32 protein-coding genes and 1 pseudogene are annotated in these 25,318 nt (G+C 61.0%); 19 read left to right on the forward strand and 14 right to left on the reverse strand.

Going from position 1 to position 25,318, the window contains the following annotated elements; genetic code table 11:
- Positions 1-3 precede the first annotated feature (3 nt).
- The 15 genes and pseudogenes from EOA33_RS03330 (at position 4) to EOA33_RS03395 (ending at position 11,294) form a co-directional block, all read left to right on the forward strand.
- Entirely contained in the window at positions 4-834 is an 831-nt protein-coding gene (locus EOA33_RS03330) for an ABC transporter ATP-binding protein (protein ID WP_127404945.1), read from the forward strand.
- Positions 834-1,730 (forward strand): branched-chain amino acid ABC transporter permease, encoded by an 897-nt coding sequence (locus tag EOA33_RS03335; RefSeq protein ID WP_190234192.1) that lies wholly within the window; start codon positions 834-836, stop codon positions 1,728-1,730. The genes EOA33_RS03330 and EOA33_RS03335 overlap by 1 nt, the downstream gene beginning before the upstream one ends.
- A gap of 2 nt (positions 1,731-1,732) precedes the next feature.
- Complete coding sequence (locus EOA33_RS03340) at positions 1,733-2,788, forward strand: branched-chain amino acid ABC transporter permease (protein ID WP_127404930.1); 1,056 nt, start codon at positions 1,733-1,735, stop codon at positions 2,786-2,788.
- A gap of 84 nt (positions 2,789-2,872) precedes the next feature.
- The gene (locus EOA33_RS03345; protein ID WP_127404931.1) at positions 2,873-4,213 is read left to right on the forward strand and encodes an ABC transporter substrate-binding protein; all 1,341 of its coding nucleotides are present in this window, start codon (positions 2,873-2,875) and stop codon (positions 4,211-4,213) included.
- Positions 4,214-4,284: 71 nt separating this feature from the next.
- Positions 4,285-5,076, forward strand: coding sequence for an ABC transporter ATP-binding protein (locus tag EOA33_RS03350; RefSeq protein WP_127404932.1), 792 nt, complete (start codon positions 4,285-4,287; stop codon positions 5,074-5,076).
- A 23-nt stretch (positions 5,077-5,099) separates the two neighbouring features.
- Positions 5,100-6,347: an SfnB family sulfur acquisition oxidoreductase gene (locus EOA33_RS03355; protein ID WP_127404933.1), complete on the forward strand. Its 1,248-nt coding sequence runs from the start codon at positions 5,100-5,102 to the stop codon at positions 6,345-6,347.
- 107 nt (positions 6,348-6,454) lie between these two features.
- Positions 6,455-7,015 (forward strand): FMN reductase, encoded by a 561-nt coding sequence (gene msuE, locus EOA33_RS03360; protein WP_126056342.1) that lies wholly within the window; start codon positions 6,455-6,457, stop codon positions 7,013-7,015.
- A 583-nt stretch (positions 7,016-7,598) separates the two neighbouring features.
- Positions 7,599-7,904, forward strand: coding sequence for a DUF982 domain-containing protein (locus EOA33_RS03365; protein WP_127404934.1), 306 nt, complete (start codon positions 7,599-7,601; stop codon positions 7,902-7,904).
- A gap of 18 nt (positions 7,905-7,922) precedes the next feature.
- Entirely contained in the window at positions 7,923-8,210 is a 288-nt protein-coding gene (locus EOA33_RS03370; RefSeq protein WP_245482216.1) for a DUF982 domain-containing protein, read from the forward strand.
- 297 nt (positions 8,211-8,507) lie between these two features.
- Positions 8,508-8,984, forward strand: coding sequence for an Hsp20 family protein (locus tag EOA33_RS03375; protein WP_127310912.1), 477 nt, complete (start codon positions 8,508-8,510; stop codon positions 8,982-8,984).
- 94 nt (positions 8,985-9,078) lie between these two features.
- Positions 9,079-9,587: pseudogene (locus tag EOA33_RS03380) on the forward strand (Hsp20/alpha crystallin family protein).
- Positions 9,588-9,648: 61 nt separating this feature from the next.
- A complete protein-coding gene (locus EOA33_RS38850; protein WP_190234190.1) occupies positions 9,649-9,786 on the forward strand; it encodes a hypothetical protein in 138 nt (45 codons plus the stop codon).
- Positions 9,787-10,025: 239 nt separating this feature from the next.
- Entirely contained in the window at positions 10,026-10,337 is a 312-nt protein-coding gene (locus EOA33_RS03385) for a DUF982 domain-containing protein (RefSeq protein WP_126056339.1), read from the forward strand.
- A 335-nt stretch (positions 10,338-10,672) separates the two neighbouring features.
- Positions 10,673-10,882 carry a hypothetical protein gene (locus tag EOA33_RS03390; RefSeq protein WP_127404935.1) on the forward strand — a complete coding sequence of 70 codons (210 nt, stop codon included), beginning with the start codon at positions 10,673-10,675 and terminating at the stop codon, positions 10,880-10,882.
- A gap of 88 nt (positions 10,883-10,970) precedes the next feature.
- Positions 10,971-11,294, forward strand: a complete 324-nt coding sequence (locus tag EOA33_RS03395) for a DUF982 domain-containing protein (protein WP_127404936.1) — start codon at positions 10,971-10,973, stop codon at positions 11,292-11,294.
- Here the strand turns inward: EOA33_RS03395 and EOA33_RS03400 are convergent.
- Together EOA33_RS03400 and EOA33_RS03405 are read right to left on the reverse strand one after the other, a co-directional pair.
- Positions 11,278-11,505, reverse strand: coding sequence for an usg protein (locus EOA33_RS03400; protein ID WP_245482217.1), 228 nt, complete (start codon positions 11,503-11,505; stop codon positions 11,278-11,280). The genes EOA33_RS03395 and EOA33_RS03400 overlap by 17 nt on opposite strands.
- 74 nt (positions 11,506-11,579) lie before the next feature.
- A complete protein-coding gene (locus tag EOA33_RS03405; protein ID WP_190234191.1) occupies positions 11,580-11,921 on the reverse strand; it encodes a hypothetical protein in 342 nt (113 codons plus the stop codon).
- Positions 11,922-12,256: 335 nt separating this feature from the next.
- On the opposite strand from EOA33_RS03405, the gene EOA33_RS03410 reads away from it, so the two are divergent.
- The 3 genes from EOA33_RS03410 (at position 12,257) to EOA33_RS03420 (ending at position 14,535) form a co-directional block, all read left to right on the forward strand.
- Complete coding sequence (locus EOA33_RS03410; RefSeq protein WP_127404937.1) at positions 12,257-12,571, forward strand: co-chaperone GroES; 315 nt, start codon at positions 12,257-12,259, stop codon at positions 12,569-12,571.
- Between the two features lie 61 nt (positions 12,572-12,632).
- Complete coding sequence (gene groL, locus EOA33_RS03415) at positions 12,633-14,261, forward strand: chaperonin GroEL (RefSeq protein WP_127283144.1); 1,629 nt, start codon at positions 12,633-12,635, stop codon at positions 14,259-14,261.
- Positions 14,262-14,319: 58 nt separating this feature from the next.
- A complete protein-coding gene (locus EOA33_RS03420) occupies positions 14,320-14,535 on the forward strand; it encodes a hypothetical protein (protein WP_127391102.1) in 216 nt (71 codons plus the stop codon).
- A gap of 37 nt (positions 14,536-14,572) precedes the next feature.
- Here EOA33_RS03420 and EOA33_RS03425 read toward each other — a convergent pair whose 3' ends face one another.
- From EOA33_RS03425 to EOA33_RS03440, 4 genes are all read right to left on the reverse strand, one after another.
- On the reverse strand, positions 14,573-15,514 hold the full coding sequence (locus EOA33_RS03425) for a DUF72 domain-containing protein (protein WP_127404938.1): 942 nt from the start codon (positions 15,512-15,514) through the stop codon (positions 14,573-14,575).
- Between the two features lie 126 nt (positions 15,515-15,640).
- Complete coding sequence (locus EOA33_RS03430; protein ID WP_348628213.1) at positions 15,641-16,162, reverse strand: cupin; 522 nt, start codon at positions 16,160-16,162, stop codon at positions 15,641-15,643.
- An 83-nt stretch (positions 16,163-16,245) separates the two neighbouring features.
- Entirely contained in the window at positions 16,246-17,799 is a 1,554-nt protein-coding gene (locus EOA33_RS03435) for an FAD-dependent oxidoreductase (RefSeq protein WP_127404948.1), read from the reverse strand.
- A gap of 23 nt (positions 17,800-17,822) precedes the next feature.
- Positions 17,823-18,329: a ferritin-like domain-containing protein gene (locus EOA33_RS03440; protein ID WP_127309128.1), complete on the reverse strand. Its 507-nt coding sequence runs from the start codon at positions 18,327-18,329 to the stop codon at positions 17,823-17,825.
- 49 nt (positions 18,330-18,378) lie between these two features.
- On the opposite strand from EOA33_RS03440, the gene EOA33_RS03445 reads away from it, so the two are divergent.
- Entirely contained in the window at positions 18,379-18,645 is a 267-nt protein-coding gene (locus EOA33_RS03445; protein ID WP_127404939.1) for a hypothetical protein, read from the forward strand.
- Between the two features lie 9 nt (positions 18,646-18,654).
- Here the strand turns inward: EOA33_RS03445 and EOA33_RS03450 are convergent, their stop codons facing one another.
- The 8 genes from EOA33_RS03450 to ligD all read right to left on the reverse strand — a co-directional run.
- On the reverse strand, positions 18,655-18,846 hold the full coding sequence (locus EOA33_RS03450; protein WP_127404940.1) for a hypothetical protein: 192 nt from the start codon (positions 18,844-18,846) through the stop codon (positions 18,655-18,657).
- Positions 18,843-20,153, reverse strand: a complete 1,311-nt coding sequence (locus EOA33_RS03455) for a divalent metal cation transporter (RefSeq protein WP_127404941.1) — start codon at positions 20,151-20,153, stop codon at positions 18,843-18,845. The genes EOA33_RS03450 and EOA33_RS03455 overlap by 4 nt, the downstream gene beginning before the upstream one ends.
- A gap of 236 nt (positions 20,154-20,389) precedes the next feature.
- Positions 20,390-20,557 (reverse strand): hypothetical protein, encoded by a 168-nt coding sequence (locus EOA33_RS38855; RefSeq protein ID WP_189362918.1) that lies wholly within the window; start codon positions 20,555-20,557, stop codon positions 20,390-20,392.
- Positions 20,554-20,859, reverse strand: a complete 306-nt coding sequence (locus tag EOA33_RS03460; protein WP_127404942.1) for a hypothetical protein — start codon at positions 20,857-20,859, stop codon at positions 20,554-20,556. The genes EOA33_RS38855 and EOA33_RS03460 overlap by 4 nt, the downstream gene beginning before the upstream one ends.
- Positions 20,860-21,080: 221 nt before the next feature.
- The gene (locus EOA33_RS41480; RefSeq protein ID WP_348628215.1) at positions 21,081-21,407 is read right to left on the reverse strand and encodes a PRC-barrel domain-containing protein; all 327 of its coding nucleotides are present in this window, start codon (positions 21,405-21,407) and stop codon (positions 21,081-21,083) included.
- A gap of 5 nt (positions 21,408-21,412) precedes the next feature.
- Complete coding sequence (locus EOA33_RS41485; RefSeq protein ID WP_348628214.1) at positions 21,413-21,835, reverse strand: PRC-barrel domain-containing protein; 423 nt, start codon at positions 21,833-21,835, stop codon at positions 21,413-21,415.
- Between the two features lie 234 nt (positions 21,836-22,069).
- Positions 22,070-23,776 carry a DNA polymerase/3'-5' exonuclease PolX gene (locus EOA33_RS03470; RefSeq protein ID WP_127404943.1) on the reverse strand — a complete coding sequence of 569 codons (1,707 nt, stop codon included), beginning with the start codon at positions 23,774-23,776 and terminating at the stop codon, positions 22,070-22,072.
- Positions 23,777-23,867: 91 nt separating this feature from the next.
- Positions 23,868-25,318: DNA ligase D (gene ligD, locus EOA33_RS03475; RefSeq protein WP_127404944.1), on the reverse strand; the 1,451-nt coding region annotated here is incomplete at its 5' end.

Raw genomic sequence — 25,318 nt, forward strand, 5'->3', positions numbered from 1 at the left:
CCAATTGAGAGGGACGAGCCGCCGCCGACCGCTGCCGACTCTTCCGCGGTGCTGCTTGCGCTGGAAGGCATCGGCCTGTCGTTCGGCGGCGTTGTCGCGCTGGCGGATGTGGAGCTGTCGGTCCGCCTTGGCGAGATACGGGCGATCATCGGGCCGAACGGCGCCGGCAAGAGTTCGCTGATCAATGTGATCAGCGGTGTCTACCAGCCGGATCGCGGCCACGTCGCCCTCGATGGCAGGCGCTACTCCCAGGTTCCGACGCAGCGGCTGGCGCGTCTGGGTGTCGCCAGGACGTTTCAGAACCTCGCTTTGTTCAAGGGTCTCAACGTCCTCGACAATGTCGCGTCGGGTCTTGCCTACAAAGCCAGGTCCAACTTCGCCGACCAGATCCTCGGGCTTGGCCGCTCGCGCCGTGAGCAGGCCGAGCAGCGGGGCCGCGCCGACCAGATCCTCGAATTCCTGCATCTGACCGCGGTGCGCGACCGGCTTGCCGGCACCTTGCCCTACGGGCTGCAGAAGCGGGTCGAACTCGCCCGCGCGCTGGTCGCAGAGCCGCGCCTGTTGCTGCTCGACGAGCCGATGGCCGGCATGACGGCTGGCGAGAAGAGCGAGATGGCGGCCTATGTGCGCGCCGCGCGCGACCGCTTCGCCACCACGGTGGTGCTGATCGAGCACGATGTCGGCGTCGTCATGGGCCTTTCGGACCGCATCGCCGTGCTCGACTACGGTCGCAAGATCGCCGACGGCATACCCGACGAGATTAGGAACGATCAGCGCGTCATCGATGCCTATCTCGGCGTCGCCTCCGACAATGAGGATGGGCCAGGCACATGATCGGCGATTTCGACTACCAGTTCTTCCTTGAGGTGCTGACTGGGGGGCTGCTCTCCGGTGTCATGTACTCGCTGGTCGCGATCGGCTTCGTGCTGATCTACAAGACTTCCGGCGTGCTGAACTTCGCGCAAGGGGCGCTGCTGCTCTTCGCGGCTCTGACCTTCGTCAGCCTGGTCGAGCGTGGCGTGCCGTTCGCGCTGGCGCTGGCTGTGACCTTCGCCATCATGGTGGCGCTCGGCATCGGCATCGAGCGCGCGGTGCTGAGGCCGCTCACCAACAAGCCGCCGATCACGCTGTTCATGGCCACGCTCGGTCTCTCCTACATCATCGAGGGCGCCGCGCAGCTCATCTGGGGCACGCAGGTGCACGGACTCGATCTCGGCATCGAGGATGTGCCGCTGGAAGTCGGCGGCGTGCTGATCAGCCAGTTCGACATCTTCGCCGCCGCCGTGGCCGCCGCCATGGTGCTGCTCTTGTCGCTGTTCTTCCGCTACACCCGCATCGGCTTAAGCTTCCGCGCCGTCGCCGACGACCAGTTCGCGGCACTTGCCGTCGGCCTCAGGCTGCCACTGATCTGGGCGAGTGTGTGGGCCGCGGCCGGCCTTGTCGCCCTGGTGGCCGGGCTGCTGTGGGGCGCCCGTCTCGGTGTCCAGTTCTCGCTGTCGCTGGTGGTGCTGAAGGCGCTTCCCGTGCTGGTGCTCGGCGGCTTCGATTCCATCGTCGGCGCCATCGTCGGCGGGCTCTTGATCGGCGCCAGCGAGAAGCTCGCCGAGGTCTATATCGGCGACTATTTCGGCGGCGGCATCGAAAGCTGGTTCGCCTATGTCGTCGCGCTCGTCTTCCTGCTCATCCGTCCCTCCGGCCTGTTCGGCCAGAAGCTTGTCGAAAGGGTCTGACCATGAGCGCGATCGCAACCGAATTGCCCGCAGCCGAATTGTCCAGGGGCGCAGGCCTGCCGAAATGGCTGGCACCGCTGATCCTCGTCGCCTTCGCCTACACGGTCGTGCCGCTCATCGGCGGCTCCTATCTGTTCGAGGCGATCCTGCTGCCGTTCCTGGCGCTCAGCCTGGCGGGCGTCGGGCTGAACCTCCTCACCGGCTATGCCGGCCAGGTGTCGCTCGGCAGCGCTGCCTTCATGGCGGCAGGCGCTTTCGCGGCCTATAATTTCAATCTGCGCATCGAAGGCCTGCCGCTCGTCGCCAGCATCATCCTCTCCGGCCTCGTCGCCGCCGCCATCGGCATCGTCTTCGGCTTGCCAAGCCTGCGGCTCAGGGGCTTCTACCTGGCTGTCTCGACGCTCGCCGCGCAGTTCTTCGTACAATGGGCGCTGACCAAGTTCAGCTGGTTCTCCAACGACTCGGCCTCGGGCGTCATCGACGCGCCCAGGCTTTTCATCGCCGGCTTCGAGTTCGAGGGCGCGGTCGGTCGCTATCTCTTCGCGCTCACCGTCGTCGTCATCTTGACCTTCCTCGCCTACAGGCTGGTCGAGTCGCAGACGGGGCGCAATTTCATCGCCATCCGCGACAACGAGACGGCGGCACGCATCATCGGCATACCGGTGCTGAAGACGAAGCTGCTCGCCTTCGCCATCTCGTCCTTCATCATCGGCGTCGCCGGCGTCATCTGGGCCTTCGCCTATCTCAGGACCGTCGAGCCGGCCGGCTTCAATCTCGACCGCTCGTTCCAGATACTGTTCATCATCATCATCGGCGGCCTCGCTTCGATACGCGGCGCGTTCCTCGGAGCGGCGCTCATCGTGGTCTTTCCGCTGGCGCTGTCGCGCCTCGGCAATTTCCTGCTCGGCGACGTGTTCGATTCAGGCGTGCTCGACATGAGCCAGCGCATCGTGCTCGGCGCCCTGATCATCCTCTTTCTGATCCTGGAACCCGATGGGCTGGTCGCCCTGTGGGACAGGGTCCGAAGACGGCTCCTGCTCGCCTGGCAATCGAGCTAGCCGGCTCGGGGCAGCGGCCCCGACCAACCAGACATCGGAAAATGAACCAAGGCCGAACAAGGCCAAACCGGGAGTACCTCAACCATGACCTTCCTAACCACAGTAAAGGCAGTCGCGCTGTCGGCGGCGCTGGCCGTGTCGGTGGCCTTGCCGGCCGCCCACGCCGACGAGCAGTATTTCCCGCTGCAGAGCTATCGCGTCGGGCCCTATGCGGCCGGCGGCACCGGCTTCTTCGGCGGCTTCATCGACTATCTCAACCTCATCAACACCCGCGATGGTGGCGTCAACGGCGTCAAGCTGACCTGGGACGAGTGCGAGACCCAATATGAGGTCGAGCGCGGCGTCGAGTGCTACGAGCGGCAGAAGAGCCACGCCGGCGCCGCTGCGTGGAACCCGCTCTCGGTCGGCATCGCCTACGCCATGATCGACCGCATCACTTCGGACAAGGTGCCGCTGATCACGGTCAACCACGGTCGCACCGACTCCACCGACGGGCGTGTGTTCCCTTACGTCTTCCCGCTGCTGCTCAATCCCTACAGCGAGACGTCCGGCATCGTGAACTACATCGCCTCCAAGGAAGGCGGCATCGACAAGCTGAAGGGCAAGAAGATCGTCGTGCTCTATCACGGCTCGCCCTATGGCAAGGAGACGATCCCGATCTATGAGCTGCTGGCGCAGAAATACGGCTTCACCGTGCAGCAGATCGAGGTGCCACATCCCGGCAACGAGCAGCAGTCGCAATGGCTGACGATCCGCCGCGCCAAGCCGGACTTCGTCGTCCTGCGCGGCTGGGGCGTGATGAACCCGGTGGCGCTGAAGACGGCGGTGAAGGTCGGCTATCCCGTCGACCACATCATCGGCAACGTCTGGTCGAACTCGGAAGAAGACGTCATCCCCGCCGGCGACGCCGCCAAGGGCTACACCGCCATCACCACGCAGGCCTCCGGCAACAGCTATCCGGTGGTCAAGGAGATCGTGAAGACCGTCTACGACGCCGGCAAGGGCAACCTCGAGGACAAGTCGCGCATCGGCTCGGTCTACCACAACCTCGGCATCGTCAACGGCATCCTCAATGTCGAAGCCATTCGCATCGCCCAGGAGAAGTTCGGCCATCGCACGCTGACCGGTGACGAGGTCCGCTGGGGCTTCGAGCACCTCAAGCTCGATCCGGCCAAGGTCGAGGCGCTCGGCGCCAAGGACCTGTTCCACTCCATCAATGTCAGCTGGGACAATCACGAAGGCGAAGGCTACGTGACCTTCCAGCAGTGGGACGGCAAGAAGTGGAACGTCGTCTCCGACTGGATCGCCCCCGACTGGGCGCTGCTGCGGCCGATCATCGAAAAGTCGGCCGAGGCCTACGCGGCGGAAAAGGGCATCAAGCTGCGCACCGCCACCGATGCCGACGCGGTAGCCGCTACCAACTGATCCACTCGAGCGGGCGCCGGACCAGGTTCCGGCGCCCGGTCACCTCATTTGCAACAACCTGGAAAGACGCGATGCCAGGCAATGACGTCATCCTTGTCGTGGACACAATCCACGCCACCTACAACCACGCCATCACCGCGCTGCACGGCGTCAGCTTCGAGCTCAGGCGCGGCGAGATCCTGGCGCTGCTCGGTGCCAACGGCGCCGGCAAGAGCACGACGCTGAAGGCGGTCTCCAACCTCCTGCCCGCCGAGCGCGGCCAGATCAACGCCGGCGCGATCCGCTTCGAAGGAAGCGACGTCACCCGCCGCAAGCCTGGCGACCTCGTGCGCGCCGGGCTCGTCCAGGTGCTGGAGGGGCGCCACTGCTTCAAGAGCCTGACCGTCGAGGAGAATTTGGTCTCCGGCGGCATCGGCCGCAGCGGCCGGCGCGCCGAGATCAACCAGGACCTCGAACGGATCTACGGCTTCTTCCCGCGGCTGGCCGAGAAGCGCCGCACGCTTGCCGGGCTGACCTCGGGCGGCGAGCAGCAGATGACGGCCATCGGCCGGGCGCTGATGTCGCGCCCCCGCCTGCTGGTCCTCGACGAGCCGTCCATGGGGCTCGCGCCGCTGGTCGTCCAGGACATCTTCCTGGCGCTGAGGAAGCTCAACCGGGAGGCCGGCCTGTCGATCCTGGTCGCCGAGCAGAACTCGGCCGTCGCACTCAAATATGCCGACCACGCCACCGTGCTCGAGAACGGGGTTTCCGTCCTGTCCGGACCGGCGGCGGAGCTGCGCCAGCGCGAGGACGTGCGCGCCTTCTATCTCGGCCAGCAGGCTTCGCCCGCCGCGCCGCCCGTCCATCTTCATGCCGTCGCCTGAACCGAAATCCGAAGGAGAATGAAATGACTGTGTCCAACGTCAAGACCGACAAGGCCGCGGCCGCCGTGCCGCCCGTCGCGCGGCCAGCCGAGCCGGCGCACATCATCAAGGACGACGCCGAGGCGATCGCGATCGCCCAGAGGCTCGCCGCCGAATTCGTCAAGGACTCCTCCCGGCGCGACCGCGACCGGGTCTGGCCCGTGGCCGAGCTCGATCAGTTCTCGCAGAGCGGCCTGTGGTCGATCAACGTGCCGAAGGCGTTCGGCGGCCCGGAAGTGTCCTACGCGACGCTAGCCAAGGTGATCGAGATCATCTCGGCGGCCGACTCCTCGATCGGACAGATCGCGCAGAACCATCTCGGCGTCGTCGCCGCCATCCGCACCGTCTCCGACAAGGACCAGCAGGCAGTGCTCTTTTCCGAAGTGCTGAAAGGCACGCGGTTCGGCAACGCCTTCTCGGAATTCGGCTCCAAGCGCGCCGCCGATTTCGAGACACGCTTCACCGACGCCGGCGACCACGTCGTCGTCAATGGCCAGAAGTTCTATTCGTCCGGAGCGCTTCTGGCGCATCTGGTGCCGATCGTGGCGCTCGACGATGAGGGCCGCGCCTGGTACGCGATCGCCGACCGCGGCGCGCCGGGCCTGACGGTGATCGACGACTGGTCGAGCTTCGGACAGCGCACGACGCTGTCGGGCACGGTCATCATCGACAACGTCAAGGTGCCGAAGACGCATCTCGTGCCCGGCTACAAGGGCTATGACAAGCCGACCGCCGACGGCGCCATCTTCCAGATCATCCAGGTCGCGGTCGACACCGGCATCGCGCAGGCGGCGATCGACGAGACGGTCCAGTTCATCCGGACCAAGAGCCGTGCCTGGATCGACAGTGGCGTCGACAATGCCTGGGACGATCCCTACACCATCCAGGCCATCGGTGATCTGACGCTTCGCCTGCACGCCGCGCAGGCGCTGCTGGAAAAGGCCGGCCACGCCATCGACACAGCCGTCGCCGAGCCGACCGCCGAGACGGTGGCGCACGCCCAGGTCGTCACGGCGGAGGCGAAGATCCTGTCGACCGAGATCGCGATTGCGGCGACGAACAAGCTGTTCGAGCTTGCCGGAACGCGCTCGACGCTTGCCGAGCACAATCTCGACCGGCACTGGCGCAATGCCCGCACCCACACGCTGCATGATCCGGTGCGGTGGAAATATTCGATCCTCGGCAAGTATTTCCTCAACGGCGAGAAGCCGCCGCTGCACGCCTGGAGCTGAATCGCGCCGTTCCGTCGAGCCCGTCGGCGTCGACCAAGTTTCCCCAAGCGGCGGCCCCGCCGAGCCGCCTACAGATCAATCCAGGAGCCACCCCGGAGTCCGCCCCAATGTCAAATCCAGCAATCGTCGGTTTTTCCGGCAATATCACCCGCCCGTCGAAGACGCGCGCTTTCGTCGACCTCATCGTGCAGGACATCGCCACCCGCCACCGCCTCTCTTCCAGAACCTATGACATCGATGATGTCGGTCCGTCGTTGGGCACCGCCAAATGGGCGCGTGACCTCGACGCGCGGGCGCAGGCGATACTTTCAGACGTCATTGCCGCGGACGTGCTCGTCGTAGGCTCCCCGACCTACAAGGGCAGCTATACCGGGCTGTTCAAACATTTCTTCGACCTGATCGATCCGTCGGCGCTGAGAGGCAAGCCGGTGGTTCTCACCGCCACCGGAGGCGGCGAGCGCCATTCCTTGATCGTAGAGCATCAGCTCAGGCCGCTTTTCGGTTTCTTCGAGGCTTTCGCGCTGCCCACAGCCGTCTACGCGACCGACAAGGACTTCACAGATGGCGTGCTGCGCTCCGAACTGATCCTGAAACGGGCGGCGCAGGCTGTTGATGAAATCGCGGTTCTGCTCGTTAATAAGTCCGGAGTCAGAATAGCAGCGGAATAGGCATGCAGCGGTGCTGCAGCGGCTAGTCGCGTAGTATCGCTTTCCTAGCCGACGCTAGCGCACCTCTACAGTCTCGGACAAGCCGGGCGCATAGGGCGGATGCAAGGTCGCTTCTTTGCCGATCATCTGGAAAAACGGACGTTCCGTTGCGGCCCCTCGCAGCCTTTAATAATGCTCGGCCGGAGCCGCTGAAAGGGGTGAGGGCTAACGACGTCAACCGCGTCGAAAACACGGGAACCTGCCTATCCGTGTCCGATTTGTGTGCTTCGAAAATCGCATAAAAGGCAGTGTGAAACGCGGGCTGGAGGCCAGGCATTTGTTCTTGGCTCTTTCGTTAATGGAATGAACTACCTACCGGCAGATACGCTTGGCGAGTCGTCGGCGCTCATCGGCACGCTCGACGAAGACCCCCGCGAACTCGCTTGCGACATTATCGAGAGCTAGGTTCCCAGAAATTTTGCGACTGTGATCATCCGGTCTTGACGCTGGAAATCGACCTTCACATATTTTTCGCAGGTCGCCGCCGTTCGTTGGGGCGACCATCGTCAACAACCCGAAATCGTTCAAAGAATTGGAGGTTTCTATGAGCGAGAGAACATTCGAAAGCCCTTTGTTCGTGAGAGCCGCGGAAGGTCTCATTCGGGAAATAGCCTGCCTTGAGGAAGCCTTCGATTTCCTCGATGAATGGCCTTCGCACCGGCGCGGAGTGATCTATGAGACCGCTAAGCGGGCATGCTGCCGCGCCTTCGACGGCAGCTTGCCTTTGCAAGTCGCCCGCGACGCGTTTGCCGGCTTTGCCCGGTCGGTGAAAATCCTCGAGGATGTTACAACGGCGATGCCCTGGATGGCCGGCGCGAAGACGGGTCAGACCGGCGGCGTTGCCGCCTGACTGTTTCGGAGGGAGGAAATGATGCTTTCCCAGCCTTTCGAAAAGCCCGTTCGCGTTTGGGTCGGGCTTGGTTTTCCGCGGCAGTTGAACTCCGTTGTCGATGCCTACCAGTTCGTCACGGATTGGTGTGGCAACAGTCCGGAGCAAAAGGCGGCGATCCGCGCCTGCAAAGCCGCGCTGGCCGGCGACATCGACGCAGAGACCGCGCGCGGCATTCTTGTGCGGTTCGCTAGGAAGAAGGACATCCTGGTGGAAGACGGAACGATGACGCCAGTCAAAACCACGGGGAGACCGTTGCACGTCTGATAAGCAATCTCGGGGCGACGGCCATTTCGGCCGCCGCCCCGCATCGCCAGCCGCAATGCGCCGCAATCCCGTGGCGCGGCATAGTCTTGAAGATCGATACCTCTCCGCCCTGGCATTCCGCCAAGATCTTCCCTAGCGGACTAAGCAGGCAGACTGCCTTTCAGGCCTTGAATGGCGAAATCGCCTAACTAAATCGTAAAATGCCGGAGGCCCATTTCGGGACCGGCCTGTCGGACGGATGCAAGAAAGCGTCCGACAGCAAGCTTGTACCCATGTTGCTCAAAGGAGGATGTGGCTATGAGAAACACTTTCGACTTCACCCCCCTGTTCCGGTCGGGCATCGGCTTCGACCGAATGTTGAACGCGCTCGAAGCCGCGAGCCGTGTGGAGACAGTCGACAACTGGCCTCCCTACGATATCGCCAAAAAAGGGGAGGACGACTACCGCATCACCATGGCGGTGGCCGGCTTCTCGCAGGATGAGCTGGACATCACCCAGGAGCACAACATGCTCATGGTGTCCGGCCAGAAGCCCGCGGAAGACAATGCCGAATACCTGCACCACGGCATTGCCGAAAGGGCCTTCCGTAGACGGTTCGAACTGGCTGACCATGTCAAGGTCGTGAACGCCAGCCTTGTGAACGGTCTGCTGACGATCGATCTCAAGCGCGAGATTCCTGAAGAGATGAAGCCGCGCCGCATCGAAATCGGTAGCGTCAAGGCAAAGCCGAAAGCCGAGGCGAGGCAGATCGAGGCCGACACCCAGGCTGCCTGACGCTGTCCGGTGACCGACTGGACAAGGCGCCGGACGATGGGCCCGGCGCGCCGGAAAGTATTGTAATCCATGACCGAACAGAAGGAGACGACATATGAGTGTCCGTGATCTTATTCCGTGGAGCCGTGGCAATGGCGACCAGCTTCCGAGCGTCTTTCGAGACAATGATCGCGATCCATTCCTGTCCTTGCATCGCGAGGTGAATCGATTGTTCGACGACGTGTTCCGTGGCTTTGATTCCAGCCTGCCGGCTTTAGCAGGGCTTCTTCCTTCGGCGGCGGCTGGCCGAGCGTCGAGATTTCCGATGGCGAGAAGGCGGTCAAGGTGACCGCCGAAGTACCCGGTCTGGAGGAGAAGGACATCGAGGTCCTGCTCGACGATGGCGTGCTGACGCTGAAGGGCGAGAAGCGCTCGGAGATGGAAGATAAGGACAGGCAGTTCTCGGAGCGCTACTACGGCCGCTTCGAGCGCCGTATCCGCCTCGGCTACGAGGTCGAGGAGGACAAGATAGACGCCCGCTTCAAGAACGGTGTGCTGACGGTCACGCTGCCGAAGACCGCGAAAGCGCAGTCCCAGGCGAAGCGCATCGAAATCAAGCACTGAGGCAGTTGGGGCGGCGGCGGATTGAGCCGCCGCCGTCCTTCGCCAATCGGGGAGGGATACAATGATGCAGAACGCCACGCAGATCGCATCGGAACTGTGGCGCGGCAAGGGCATGGTCATTGTCTTCGTGACAGGAAGCCCAGACCAGATCCTCCCACCCTCGGTTCAGGGCGGCAAGCTGCGAGCCAAAGGAAAATGAATTGGGCGCGGCTAGCCGGCACTGCGGATTTCTTCGGACGGAGGGTCATTGAATCGGAAGCCAGTCAAACCGCCGCGGAAGGGTGGAAACCCGGTGTGCCACTCTCTTGAACTCACAAGAGGCACTTCCAATATTTTTTCTGTGACCCCATCGCGTCACAGCGAAATTGTGCGTGTCCTTGCACGGCTATTCCCGCTGAGTGGGTCTCGTATGCGCTCCACGGCCAGAAGGAGGTTGCTATGGAAAGTGGAACGTTCAAGCAGCCGATTTTTGTGAGGGACGACGGCTTCGTTCTCCGAAGGATCGACTGTGTTATGGATGCCATAGAGTTCCTTGAGGAATGGGCGGTCGAAAGACGTGGCCTTCTTCACGCCGCGGCATCTGAAACGTGCTGTTCCGCCTACGACGGCGGGAAGTCTGTCGAGGCGGCCCACAAAACCTTTACGACTTGGGCTCGCAGGGTCGGGGTTATCGAGGATGTCCCCGTGGCGCCGTCATGGATGACAGGGCCGAAGATCGGCGCGGACCACTCTTTGGAAACTGATGCCTGAAATTCGCAGCGGCGGTCTCCGTACCGCCGCAGCATCCGGTCGATCGCGAAAAGGATCAGTACAGCGGAGAGCGACATGGTCTCTGATCTCTCTGATCATCTGAAACCACGACGAAGCGCCAGTCCTTGGAGCGCTGGCTGGGGATGCGAGTTGGCAAGGAAGAAATTGCCCCCGCCAGATAGGCTTCCTGCCGATGCGGATCGGGACCGGGCGACCAGCCCATGGATGCGATGTCCTGTAGCAGCTAGCCATACGCCCTTGACCCTGATGGCGTCGTCATCGAGAAGCCCGTGGTGGCGTCCGTTTCCGGGCATGGACGGAGGAAACGATGAGTAATGACACGTAAGGACGTTGTCTCGGTCCTTGGGCCGATCGACGAAACGCTCATCGCCGATATCCTGTCCACCGGCGCCTCGTTCGAGGAACTCAGTGAGGCCTGGGGCTGGCTCAACGGCGACGAGGCGCTGATGGGCGAAGGACGGCCGCTGCCGGGCACGCGCGTTGCCGAACTGATCGACCTCCTTGATGCCGACGAGGACGATTGAGCGCTCCGATGCGGCAAGAGCTCCACGTCTTGGCGTTACGAGCAGGGCGATTGCTTGCTGGCAAAAGACATCAAAAACGGAGGAAGTGATGAACGACGTTCGTTTTCCCGAACCTGTTACCCTGGAATTTTCCCCCGCCTCGCGCAAGGTCGCCAGCAGCTTCGAGGCACTGGAATGCCTGGACCAGCAGTGGCCCCATTGGGCGCGCGGAGGGAGTTGGCGTGCTGCCGCGCGCACCTGCCGTGACGCGCTGGACGGATGGCGCAGCGCACGCGATGCGCACAAGGCCTTCCTCAGGGCGGCAAGGCGGGCTGGGTTGGTTCTGCCGGCAGCGCGCGCTCCTCGCAAGTCAAGCCAACCACGGATGATCGGCGCCCTGCGGCCCGAGATGAGCTTCATTGGATGGCAATGACCCCGTCGACGGCGCGCCATTCCGACGGCTTGATCAGCCGGTGGTGGGCGACGCGCACGGAGTGCAGCGCGCCGTCCAGCTCGCTTTCCCAATAGTCGAGAAAGCCTTTCAGCTCCGGGAAGTTCGGCGCAAGATCGTATTCCTGCCAGACATAGAGCTGGAGCAGGCTCGGGTGGTCAGGAAAATGGTAGTGGATTTCGGCCGTGGTCAGGCCCTAGCCTTCCATCTGCAGGCGGAATTCCCTGCTGACCGCAGTGACCATATGCGTCTCCTTGACTTGCGACATCAGGCGTCCAGGCGGTCAGACATGTGCCTGTGGCCACTCTCAGCCGGGATCGGGCGGTTTGCGTCGTCCAACCGGCATAGGGCATCCACGATCTGATCGAAGGAGATCGTCTGCTCGGCTCCCGGCGGTCGGCGCAGCGTCGGAACGGATTCCACCGCGCAGGCATCCGAGGCCCAGGACGAGAGGATCGCCCGCTTCTCCTGAATGTCGAGCGTATCCTCCTTAAGGACGTCGTCTGGATGGGTGAAATGGCGCGCCGGCGACAACAAACGGTCGAGCGCGAGGTCGGATGTTTCGGGAACAAGAGAAGGAATGATCGGCTTGGGATTGTGTCGGTCCATCGTGGTCCTCCGTCTTTCCAAAAGCTCCTTTGTCAGACTCCTGTTTTGAGGCCATCGCCGGCGGCGAAGGCTCGGACTATCTTGTTCCTTCGTCGGGAAAATTCAAGCGGGAATGCGCGGCTGTAATCCAAATTAGCCACATGTTTTCATGGCACTAGCACTCGATTGGTGCGAGTGCCAAAAAATTCTGCCGAACCTCTTGAAACCGAAAAGTCGCAGAACTAGCTCGATATGCGCGCGATGCCCGCGAGGGTCGCCGCACCCCGCACCGATCCGATATTGCCGGTCCGGTGTGGAGGAACCTCAAAAATCTGTTTGTCCAGAAGGAGAACGATATGGCGTTCCGTCCATTGCATGACCGTATCCTGGTCCGCCGCATCGAGGCCGATGAAAAAACGGCCGGTGGCATCATCATCCCCGACACCGCCAAGGAGAAGCCGCAGGAGGGCGAGGTCATCGCCGTCGGACCTGGTTCGCGAGATGAGAGCGGCAAGCTCACGCCTCTCGACGTCAAGGCGGGCGATCGCATTCTGTTCGGCAAGTGGTCTGGCACTGAAATCAAGCTCAACGGCGAGGACCTGCTCATCATGAAGGAAAGCGACGTGATGGGCGTGATCGAGAATGCTGCGGCGGTCAAGAAGGCCGCCTGACCGGGGCTTCGATAGAACCCTCAATAAGTCAATGAAAACTGCCCAGACAAGGAGTGATCCAATGGCTGCCAAGGAAGTCAAATTTCATTCCGATGCCCGCGAGCGCTTGCTGCGCGGCGTCAACATCCTCGCGGACGCGGTGAAGGTGACCCTCGGCCCCAAGGGCCGCAACGTCGTCATCGACAAGTCGTTCGGCGCCCCGCGCATCACTAAGGACGGCGTCACCGTCGCCAAGGAAATCGAGCTTGAGGACAAGTTCGAGAACATGGGCGCGCAGATGGTCCGCGAGGTTGCCTCGAAAACCAACGACATCGCCGGCGACGGCACCACCACCGCGACCGTGCTTGCCCAGGCGATCGTTCGCGAAGGCGCCAAGGCGGTTGCATCGGGCATGAACCCGATGGACCTGAAGCGCGGCATCGACAAGGCCGTCGAAGCCATCGTGGTTGAGCTGAAGACCAATGCCCGCAAGATCACCAAAAATGACGAGATCGCCCAGGTTGGTACGATATCGGCTAATGGCGACGCCGAGATCGGCCGCTTCCTTGCGGAAGCCATGCAAAAGGTCGGCAATGAGGGCGTCATCACGGTCGAGGAAGCCAAGACCGCCGAGACCGAACTCGAAGTCGTCGAAGGCATGCAGTTCGACCGTGGCTATCTCAGCCCGTATTTTATCACCAACCAGGACAAGATGCGTGTCGAGTTGGAAGAGCCCTATGTGCTTATACACGAAAAGAAGCTGTCTAATCTGCAGGCACTGCTCCCGGTGCTGGAGGCTGTCGTTCAGTCATCCAAGCCGCTGCTGATCATCGCCGAGGATGTGGAGGGCGAAGCGTTGGCGACACTGGTCGTCAACAAGCTGCGCGGTGGCCTGAAGGTCGCTGCCGTCAAGGCGCCCGGCTTTGGGGATCGTCGCAAGGCGATGCTGGAGGATATTGCCATCCTCACCGGCGGGACCGCGATCTCGGAAGATCTTGGCATCAAGCTTGAGAATGTCACGCTGGCGATGCTCGGCCGCGCCAAGAAGGTGGTGATCGAAAAGGAGAACACCACCATCGTCGACGGGGCCGGCTCGAAGAGCGAAATCCAGAGCCGCGCTAGCCAGATCAAGGCGCAGATTGAGGAGACGACCTCCAATTACGATAAGGAAAAGCTGCAGGAGCGGCTAGCCAAGCTCGCCGGCGGTGTCGCCGTCATCCGGGTCGGCGGCTCGACCGAGGTCGAGGTCAAGGAGCGCAAGGACCGCGTAGACGATGCCATGCATGCGACGCGCGCTGCGGTCGAGGAAGGCGTATTACCGGGTGGCGGCGTAGCGCTTCTGCGTGCGGCCAAGGCACTGGACAGGGTTCAGGCCGAGAATGAGGACCAGAAGCACGGTATCGAGATCGTGCGCCGGGCGATCGAAGCGCCCGTGCGACAGATCGCCGAGAATGCCGGCGCGGAAGGATCGATCATCGTAGGCAAGCTACGCGAGAGGCCGGAATTCGGCTGGGGCTGGAACGCACAGACCAACGCGTTTGGCGACCTCTACAACGAGGGCGTCATCGATCCGGTGAAGGTGGTGCGGACCGCACTTCAGGATGCGGCATCGGTTGCCGGCCTGTTGGTGACGACGGAAGCGATGGTTGCCGAGAAGCCGAAGAAGGAACCCGCGGTGCCGGCAATGCCGAGTGGCGGCATGGATTTCTGACGAGAAACGGCGGTGTCCGCGCCCATGAGGCGCGGGCACCTGACAAATGGATAAAGCCATGAACGTGACGAACTTCAACGTGATTCCGCCGCCGTCACACGCGGCCACCGATCTGAACTACGAAGCGGAACTGAAGGTCGCGCTCGACCCGGTTCTAGACGATTTGCTCGACAGAACCGCCGCTGCGGGGTGGGACCGGCGAAAAGCCGCGTACACGATAATGTTTCTGGCCGCTCGCAAACTTTCGGACACCATGCCGAGCCCCAGAAGCTAGCGCTTTGTTGGCGGATTCATCGGACGCGGATTTCATACTATGATGAGGGAGCCGCCACGGGAACATCCACTTCGGACGGAGCTTGATCGAAGCCTGTTTGATCGAGCAGCCGGCGCATGGTCAAAGCGTTGCAGGGCGCAAAGCTTTCATAGTCGTTGTTGAAATAAACCCAGGCTCTCCGCGCGCCGCTGTTCTTGATCCTCTCGGCCCATTCGGCTAACTCGCCTTCGGAATAGTCGTGCCTGTACCAGCGCTCCGGACCGTGCATTCGGAGGTAAATATCGTTGGCTGTGCGAACCAGAACGTCCGGAAGCCGTGGACCGCTGCAGGAACAGAATATCGTGCCGCTCTCGCGGAAGGCGGAATAGACGGTCTCGTTCCACCAGCTGGCATGACGAAATTCCACAACGTTGCGTCGCGTGTGGTCGAGCTGGCTCAGAATGGCGCGGAGCCTCTCCTCGGTGAAGCGATAGCTTGGCGGAAGCTGGAAGAGAAAGCAGCCCATCCGCTTGCCAAGGATATCGCCTATCAGTCCAAAATCTTTTACCAGGGTTTCGGTATCCTCGAATCTCTTGACGTGCGTGATCAGCTCACAGACTTTTATGGTGTAAACGAACGCGCGCGTTCCGGGCTGACGAAGCCAGGTTTTCACATTCGCGACGGTCGGCCAGGAATAGAAGGATGCGTTTATTTCGACGGTGTCGAACTGCTGCGCATAATGAGTGAACCATTCGGAGGTTGGCATCTCAGCCGGATAAAACTTTCCGCGCCATTTCCAGTAGAACCATCCGGAGCAGCCGACATAGGCGGAGTTTGCCAACTCGGTCGAATGGCGGCCGGGCCCTTTGCCCGCCAGCCGTGCGAGGTGCATTTTTTCCGCGCGCCCCACGTTCTCTGCGCGCTGCTTTTCGCGGCGCAGCCTGCGGCGCTTACGTCGCTCGTCAAGGCCTGTGTCTTTCCTGGGAACGTTGATGTCCATTGCATAATCTCTGTCCGTCTTAACGGCGATCAGAGCCAGTTGCTCCTTAGGCGAAGTGCATTGGCGCGGTCCTTTGTCCGCCCGCCATCGAGGCATCCAGAGGAAATGGGCGGAAGCGCTCAGCGCTTACCGAAATGCTTTCCAAATGTCGAAAAGCGCACCGCTGCCACCGTAGACGGGATCCTGTCGTGGTTTAGCGACCTTGAAAATGGTCTTGACGGCGTGGGCATGGTCCTCGCTCCTAGAACATTCATCGTATGTGCCGTTGGGCGGGTAGGCGCCAACCACGAGAAAGTCTTTGCTCGCCGCGAGGCACTGGTGACCAGTGCCTGCTGGCAAAATAGCGACGTCTGCCGCCTTGATGGTGAGCGTGCGGCCATGCTTGCCTCCGAACTGCACCTTTGCCGATCCGCGAGCGACGCCAAGAACCTCATGTATGCGGGAATGGTAATGCGCATAATCGTAGATGCCGTTTCGCCAGGACCCCTTCCAGTTGTTGCGCTCGAAGAGCTCCTCGAAGATTGCGGCCGGATCGAATTCGGCAGGCAGTTTCACGACGCCGCGATAGACGACCAACGGCCATTGGGGATGATTGGGGATGATGCCGTCGTCCTCGAAGCGGAATGCATTGGCCTTGCGCTGGCGCACCAGCCGACCGAGCTCGTCGCTTGAGGGTCGTTGCCAGCCGGTGATCTTCTCGACGAGTGTTTTGCCGCGCTCAAGTATGGGCATCATGTTCCTCCCGCCGGTGCGTCCACGGGGTTGAGACGACCAACGGCCGGCCCGTTGAGCACGATGCCGTCGGCAGCAAAATGGGAGCCATGACAGCAGCAGTCCCAGCACTGCTCGGTGGAATTCCAGGCCACTTCGCATCCAGAATGCGTGCAGACGGCGGAATTCAGATAGAGCTTTCCAGCCATATCGCGGCAGGCTGCGATCTTGCGCAGTCCGTCCCGCAGGACGCCGCCTTGGCCAGGCGCAAGCTCGGCCAGTGACTTCAAGTCACCCGGAAGCAAATAGCCGGCGAGATTTTTGACCGCGGACAGGTTTTCACGAACATAGTTGATCACGCCGGAGGGCGTGTTGCGCGACGGGTCGTAGACCTCGGCCCACGGGTTCTCCTTGCCCGAAATCATATCCTTCACCAGCAAGCCGGACAGCGCGCCATGCGTTATTCCTTGGCCGGAATCGCCGGTGACGACATAGACCGACTTGCTGCCGGGATTGAGGCCGATGAAGGCGCAATAGTCGATGGTGTCCAGAACCTGCCCCGACCAGCGCGTGACCTCTTTGCCCAAGCTTGGCACGAGCGCTCTTATCCAGGCCTCGATTGCCTCGAAACGAATGTCGCCGTCGTCGGATTCGCCGGATTTGTGGTCGGCTCCGCCTGCGATCAGATAGTCAACCGAGCCGGGACCGGGATTCATTCGGACGTAGTGGTAAGGATCGCCCGTGTCCCAGAACAACGCATCGGGGAGCGCACCCTTCGGCAATGTGAAAGCAATCGCGTAGGTCCGGTAGGGCGACATCTTGGTGTGCAGCTGAAAGCGATCGTTGATCGGCGAGTTCGTGGCGACGACGGCCGATCCCGCTTCAATCACGCCGCCGTTCTCGGTGGAGACGCGCACGCCGTCCTCGGGCAGTTCCTCGACGGAGGTCGCGGCGCTGTCGGCGAAAATGAGGGAGCCGCTTTCGCGGATCGATCCCGCAAGCCCACGCAGATATCTCAACGGATGGAAAGTCGCCTGGTTGGGGTAGCACAGGACCGGCGCCTCCTCGAAGCCCTTGAGCGGCAAGCCAGTTACCAGTTCGACAGCGGCCCCGACCTTTCGTGCCGCATCGAATTCTTGCTGGCGTTGATCGCGGGCGTCCTTGGGGTCGACACCCATCGCCGGAAACAGAAACGCGTCCAACCTGCGAAAATTGCAGTCGATCCTTAACTCGGAGACGTTTTCCTCGATGCGGGCGACGGCGGCCTCCTGACTTTGCTGGAAGAGCCTTGCAACGTCTTCACCCCGCAGGTTGATCAACGCGCTGAGGCCATCGTCACAGATCGGCGCCAGATGCGCCGTGGTTCGCGACGTCATACCGCCGGCGATCGTTCCGCGATCGATGACGATGACCTTCTGGCCGATGTTGGCCAGTTCGTGAGCGATCGACAGTCCGGCGATCCCCGCTCCTATGATGACTGTGTCACAGCTCTTCTTGCCCGAGAATTTCGGCGCATCGGGATAGACGTCGACCTTCATCCAAAGGGATCGGGTGAGTTCAGCGCGCGCGTCCATGCAAGCGTCCCCGAGCGCATCGATCAAGTCGACGCCTTCTCGTTGACTTTCCGTTCGGCGATGGTGGTGAGTTTCTTGTCGGCCGCCTTTTCCTCGTTGAGGGTCGCAGTGAGAAGTCGGGCCACGGCTTCGTTGCCGCTCTGCTCCGCCCACGCAATCAGAGTTCCGTAGCGGGTAATCTCATAATGCTCGACGGCCTGTGCGGCGGCAATCAGGGCGGCGTCGAGCACTTTCTTCTCGGCAACCTCGCCTGCGATCCCGTTGGCTTCCTTGATGATGCCATCGATCGCCGGGCAGGTCGTCCCCTTCGGGTTTTCACCGATAAGCTCGAAGGCTTGCTCCAGCCGTTGGACGTGCTTTTGCGTCTCGGCGAGGTGGGCTTTGAAAGCCGCCGTCAAATCCCGGTTGGTGGCCTTTTCAACCATATCGGGGAGCGCCTTCAGAATCTGTTTTTCAGCATAGTAGATGTCCTGCAAAACGTGCAGGAACAGATCGTCCATCGTCTTGATGTCCTTCGTAAACAGGCCCATAGCGCGCTCCCAATCTCCATTGCCGAAAGATCTTTGGAGAACGCGTGGCGTGACCGCCAGTTCCGGCCGCCAGCAGCAGGCCAGCCGCGCAGGTATGAATTTCGCCTCGGGACTCTGGTGTGGCGAAGTCGCCGGAACGAAAGCCGTCTGCTGCCGTTGCGGCTTGTCGGCTAAGGTCAAACGCGGCCTTGTGCCTTCCATGCGAGCGGCGACCAGTATTGTGCTGATCGGCACCTATTGGAATTCGCTACTGAATGAAGTGAGATACCTCAAGGCGCGCCACCAGGTGTTGGCCGTCGGCGGGCTGGCGATCTAATGCCCCTCATTACCAAACGCGAATGAATGCGGCAGCGCCAACGTCACAGCCATGCTTGGGAGGGCCGTTTGAACTGATGATCGTCTTGGCCTGCTTGAGCGTCAGGCCATATTTTTTGGCCCAGACCTCGGCGTCATAGGTGACAGGCCATTTCTCTATCGGGCGCTCACCCATCGCTCCCCGGAATTCGAAAGCGGTCACAGTAGCCACTGAGCCGCCAAACCAACGACGCATAGCGTCATGGCTACGGTCGAGAGCCACCCCAGGGAACGGAGCCACCCTCGTATGGGGAAGTCTCCCATTATGTCGGCCCGGCCAGCCATAAGCATCATTACGACCATCACCGGCACCGCGCAGATGCCGTTGATTACGGCGCTCCAATAAAGCGCCTTGATCGGGTCGATTGGCGTGAACATGATGCCGGTGCCAAGAGCCGCGGCCATGGCAAGCGTCCCATAGAAGGCCACTGCCTCCTTCGGTTCACGGGCCAGGCCAACCTTCCAGTGTAGGGCCTCGCCGACTGCGAAGGCGGCCGATCCCGCGAGCACCGGAACGGCCAGTAACCCGGTACCGATGATTCCCGCCGCAAAGATGATGAAGGCGAATTTGCCGGCCACCGGTTCCAATGCCTTCGCCGCGTCCGTGGAAGAGGAGATATCGGTTACCCCTGCCTTGTTGAGCGTCGCAGCAGTGGTGAAGATGATGGCGATGGCAATAAGGTTGGACAGGGCCATCCCAACCAGTGTGTCAGCGCGAATCCGCCCGAACGCTTTTCGAGCCTGCCACGGTGCCCATTTCAGGGGCTTGGCGGAAGGATCGAGCTTTTCCTCCTCGACCTCTTGCGAAGCCTGCCAGAAAAACAGGTAGGGTGAAATTGTTGTGCCCAAGATGGCAAGCAGCGTGGTGAAGAAAGTGCCGTTCCATTCGATGTGCGGAATGAACACCCCATTTGCCGCTTCGCCCCATGGAACGTTTGCAGCGAACATCGCCACGACATAGGCGAACAGGCTAAGCGTGGTCCATTTAAGGATTTTCACGTAGCGGCTGTATTTGAGGAACACGATTGCCGCCACGCTGACCAGCGCAAACCCCAGGACATAGACCGAGCTAGGCCCTCCGATCAGAAGGTTGAGCGCATCAGCCATCGCGCTTAAGTCGGCACCAATGTTGATCACATTGGCGGAAAATAGCAGGACGACCACAAGATAAAGCAGGGGGGCAGGGTAATAGCGAGAAAGGTTGCCCGAGATGCCTTTGCCCGTGGTGCGACCTATCCGAGCCGCAATTTCCTGGATCGCCGCCATAAGAGGAAAGGTAAAGAGCATGGTCCAGCCGATGTTGAACCCGAGTTGGGCTCCGGCCTGGCTATACGTGCCTATCCCTGAGGGGTCGTCATCGGAGGCGCCGGTGATGAGGCCGGGGCCAATAATGCGCAGGAAACGTTGAAATGGCCCTTTGGCAACCGTGTTGCTTTGCTCTCGCTCAATTTCCGAGCTGACATCGGTCATTGCTTGGGCCGTGCCATGCAAAGAGCGTGAGCCACGGCACTTGTTGCAGCCCGCACTGGCCCGATCCCTATCGGTTCAAAAGTTGGTCCAAAAATCTCAAGCCGCACGTTTTTGAATGTCGAGCTGTGAGTCACGTGCCACCATCGCTTTGGAAGTTATGGAGCCTTCGGTTCAACGATGAGGAGACATGGCGGTTCCAAATGGAGTGGGTCTTGACGACAACAGTGGTGTGGCGGTTAACGCTTGCCATGATCGTAGGAGACGACCGTGACGTGGCGGTGGTTGAGGCGCCGGCTGCCATTGACGATGACATTGTGATCGGCGCCAGGTGCGACCAGGCCTATCGTCTCGCAAGCTGAATGCCTCAGTCTTGTTCCGGAGCGGCCAGCGAGCCTGAGCTTCAAAGGAGTGTTATCGTCCAGTAGCGGACCACAATATTTTCCTGCCGAAAGACATGCTCCAGGTCGCCCTGTCGGCGCCGCCAATCTGAAACATCCATGCTTGGCGTCATCACCTCGAAGATGACGATATCGTCGCTGTCTGTTTTTCCACGGTCCTTCCAAAGACCCTCCGCAGGCGCCTGGAGATAGGCAGTCACGCCATCGAAGCGAGCCGCCAGTTCCTCTTTCAAACGGTCGAAATCTCTTCGGGGGTACAGTTGGCCCTGGTTGTCTGAGCGAGGCAACAGGATTTGGATGAGATACATCTTAGTCACCGCTATGCTGCGGATATCAGGAGAAGACTGATCTGCGAGGTCAGGCCAGCCCCTCTGACCGCGTCTCTTTCGACACGCGAGGGACATCAGACAGGACGAGGTCGCTGATATCTGCAGAGCTATGGCGAACCTCGTCGGCTAATTTCAAGGCCCGCTTCTGTCACCGGATGACCAAAGCGCCCGCCGTGGACGACGAGCGCTTCAGTAGTTCTTTACTTGTTGATGATTATCCGTTGCTTATCGCGGTTTTGGGCGTAAGTGGCCTTGTCGTAGGCAGTTTGCGCCTCCAACTGGTCCTTGGTGAAGTCCGTATAGAGGTAGCGATTGCCGTTCTTGTCGGTCAAGAACTTGAGGTTCTCCATGCCGACGGCGACCTTCTTTTCGCCAATGCCCAGGAAGCCGCCTACATCAACAATTATCGAGTCGACCTTGTTGTCGCCTGTCAGGATCACGTCGCCGATCTCGCCGACCTTCGCATCATCTGCGCCATAAACGTTGGTTCCGATCAGATTTGCCGCGCTGATTTTGTCTGAGGGCATTTCGGTCAAGCTCGACTTGTCGATCGAGGCCGTCGCAGTCGTATCGGTTTTGGCAGTTGTCGCTTGAGTGTCACGACCAGCCAGCGATCGCCGTTCTTGTTGATCCATTCAAGCTTGTTGAAATCGTAGGCGACATTTTTTTCGCCCACGCCGAGGAAACCCCCGACGCCAATGACGACGAGTTTGGCGTTCCCGTTCTTGTCGAGGACGATGTCATTAACATCGCCGATCTTCGTCGCGTCATCTGCGGTGCTGTCGTAGACCGCGGCTCCCATGATCTTGGAGACGAGCCTGCCATCCGTGACCGGAGCAACGACCTCCGTCTGGGCAGCGGGTTTGCCGGTATTTGCGGCGTAAGCTCCGGCGGTGCACAGCACCGTCGACATGAGAGCAGCCGTGGCCACCGTAGCCAGTATCTTGCGGACCATGTGAAATTCCTCCTGTTGCCTTGGTTGATTGACCGTCGGATCTGCCAACGTCATTTCTACCAACGAAAACAAAGGCCCTACGTTCTGGGAGTGGGTCCATGTCCTACCGGCATAGACTGAAGGCTCATGCAGAACCTGATGCTACGTCGGGGGTGAGGGTCGCGGATCTGTTTCCGGCAAGGAGCCCGGCCGGGATCGCGTTCCAGGCAGCGACTCGTGCTAGACCGCCGCTCGTTACGCGGCTCTAGGGCTCTTCGCAGGCGAGTGACGGTTGCCGCCGTTGCGGGCGGACTTGCGCTTTGAAAGATGCGCAAGCAGAGCCGTCAAACCCGTCGCGTTGAGAACCCGGTCTCTGGGGACACCTCCCTTGCGGGCCATTTCGACGCCCCAATGCATTTGGTCGAGTTCGCGGATTGAATGGGCGTCTGGATTGATGCTGAAGATGCAGCCGTAGTCGAGGGCCTTCCGATGCCAGCGCCAGTCGAGATCGAGCCGCCAGGGATGCGCGTTGATTTCGACAGCGACACCATATTTCGCGCACGCTCTGAGGACCTTGTCGACGTCGAGCTCGTAGCCGGGACGACGCAACAATTGGCGACCGGTCATGTGCCCGATGATTGTCGTCAGGGGGTTCGCGATTGCCTCAATGATACGGTCCGTCTGCTCTTTCTTCGGCAACTTGAAGCGGCTGTGCACGCTCGCGACAACGAAATCGAACTGCTTCAAGACGTGGTCCGGATAATCCAATGAGCCGTCGGCGAGGATGTCTGCCTCGATGCCCTTCAGGACACGGAATTTTCCGCCATACCTCTTGTTCAGCCGATCCGCTTCACGGTGCTGCTCGGCAATCTCCTGCAGTGTGAGGCCGCCCGCGTAGTGGGCAGACTGCGAATGGTCGGCGACACCAAAGTAGTCGAACCCGCGCTTGCGCGTCGCTTCAGCCATTGCCTCTAGCGTTTCGGTGCCATCGGATGCGGTCGTGTGAGAATGCAGGATACCATGCAGATCTTCATCCCGGACGAGGGTAGGGAGTTGCCGCCGCGCTGCCCGCTCAATCTCGTCCCTGCCTTCGCGCAGTTCAGGTTCGATGAACTGCAGGTCCAACGCTCCGTAGATTTCCTCCTCTGTCGCTGATGCGATCAGCTTTCTCCCGCGGTAGAGCCCATCCGCCTTGAGGGCGAACCCTCTTTCGGCCGCGTACATCTTCAACTGCTCAAGATGGGCCGCCGAACCCGTAGTTTCGAGGAGGCTCGCGCCAAAGTGCTTCTTGTCCGTGACGACAAGCCTGAGCGTGGACTGCTCGATTGCGGTCCGCTTCTTGCCCAGCGCGACCAGCGCGAGGTCGGCAACAAGTTCGCAACCGCGCCGGAAATCACCGGCGATTTCCACACGCGAAAATTCGGGATGCTCTTGCTTCACCGATAGGATTGCATGCTCAAGGAGTGCGGCGGCCTTGTGCAGGTGAAGCTGTGTTTCGCCGCTTCGAGCGACAGCCAGGTTTTGCAGGACTCTTGTCTGAAGCGAAGCACCAAGGCCTTTGACAGGCCGGATGCGATCTGCCTTTGCCGCGGCTTCGAGCTCGGCCAACGAGTTCACACCGAGCGCCTGATGGAGCTTCAGGATCTTGTCAGGCCGCAGGCCAGGTATTGTAAAAAGCTCCATCACACCTGCCGGCACCTCCTCGCGCAGCGTCTCAAGGCGTGGATGCGTACCCGTTTCATAGAGCTTGCGCACAATGTCCGCGATCGCGTCCCCGATTCCCGGGATTCTGGTAAGGGCGCCCGCGGCGATGATCCGATCAAGCGGCTGCGACAACGCAGCCAGACTATCGGCCGCGCGCAAGTAAGCCTTGGTGCGATAGGGATTGTCTCCGCGCAGGGACGATCGATGTGCGTATTCCCTAAGCAGACTGGCGACTGTCCGCGGATCGGTTTTGGCCATTCAAGGCAAACGGGGCCAATCTCCGCAGGTTCCAATCGGGGCAAGGCAGCGAAGCCCCCAATCCAGCCTCGCTGCCTTTCGCGGAGTGGGGCTACAGATCCGGCAATGATTGGTCGGCTCGACCCCATCCCGCCAGAGATTTGCTAACTGCGCGTTTCTTCAATTCAGGAGCATCGCCGACGTGGAAATGCGAGGGCGCATCAATCGTCTTCATTTCCGCCCAGGTGATCGGCGCCGCGACCGGAGCGCCAGGTCGGGACCTCGCGCTATAAGGCATGATTGCGGTCGCCCCACGCTGGTTGCGCAAATAGTCGACAAAGATGCGACCCTTGCGGCGGGCCTTCGACAACGCGGCCGTGAAGTGAGAGGGATCGCTTTGAGCGACCGCTTGAGCGAGGCGATGCGCAAAGTCTTTCACTTGCGGCCACTCGGCCTGTGGGGTGAGCGGCGCGATCACATGCACTCCTTTGCCTCCCGTCAGCATCGGGAACGTCGTAAGTCCCAGCGATTTCAAAATATCACGAAACTGGAAAGCGGCGGCGCGGACGGCTTTGAAATCGAGACCCTCATCCGGGTCGAGATCGAAGACGAGGCGGTCTGCCTTTTCGACATCCTCTATCCGAGCGCCCCACCCATGCAGCTCGATCGTTCCCATCTGGACGCAGGTCATCAGCCCATCGGCGTCGTCGACATAAAGGTATGGCTCCTCGTGACCGTCCTTTTCCATGATGCTTACATGGTGGACTTTGTCGCCAAAGCTCCCGGCATCATGCTTCTGGAAAAAGCACTTCTTGGCCCGGCCCTGGGGACACCGAACAAGGCTGATCGGCCGACTGCCGACCCAAGGCAACATGATCTCCGCGACGGCCGCATAGTGGTCGGCAAGCTGGCCTTTGGTGATATTGGACTCCGGATAGATCACGCGGTCACGGTTGCTGATAGCGATGGTGTTCGCCGGCGCCGCGGTCAGCTTGGCTGTGCGACGTTCCGTCTCCAGCACGACCGCGGCCGCCTTCTTGTCTTCGCGCAGACCAAGGTAGCTCGGATGTCTCAACGTTCCTTCGTTGGTCATCTCTGTGAAGGCAATCTCCGCCACCAACTTCGGTCGAAGCCAGTGTGCTCCGCGAACTTCGGCTCGCGGCGCCTCGACGGTCGCGGCCTTCTGCTCGAGTGGTGCCATGATCTTCATGAGGCGGAAAAGCTCAGCTGTGTCGAAGCCAGTGCCGACTTTCCCCGCAAAACGCAGCTTGCCCCCGTCATGCACTCCAAGGATCAATGACCGGAACGCGCGGACCTTGTCGGACGGCGTCCAGCCGACAATCACGAATTCCTGCCGCTTGATGCACTTGATCTTGAGCCAGTTTCCGCCGCGGGCCGCCACATAAGGAGAATCGGCAAGCTTCGAAACCACCCCCTCGAGACCAGCTGCGCAAAAGCGCTCGAGCAACTCTTCTCCGCGACCCAGAATATGATCGGAATAACGAAGCACCGGGTTCTTCGCGGGCAAAATGGCCTGGAGCTTTTCCTTGCGATCAAGGAGAG

This window comes from Mesorhizobium sp. M4A.F.Ca.ET.050.02.1.1, from assembly GCF_003997725.1.
Classification (GTDB): domain Bacteria; phylum Pseudomonadota; class Alphaproteobacteria; order Rhizobiales; family Rhizobiaceae; genus Mesorhizobium.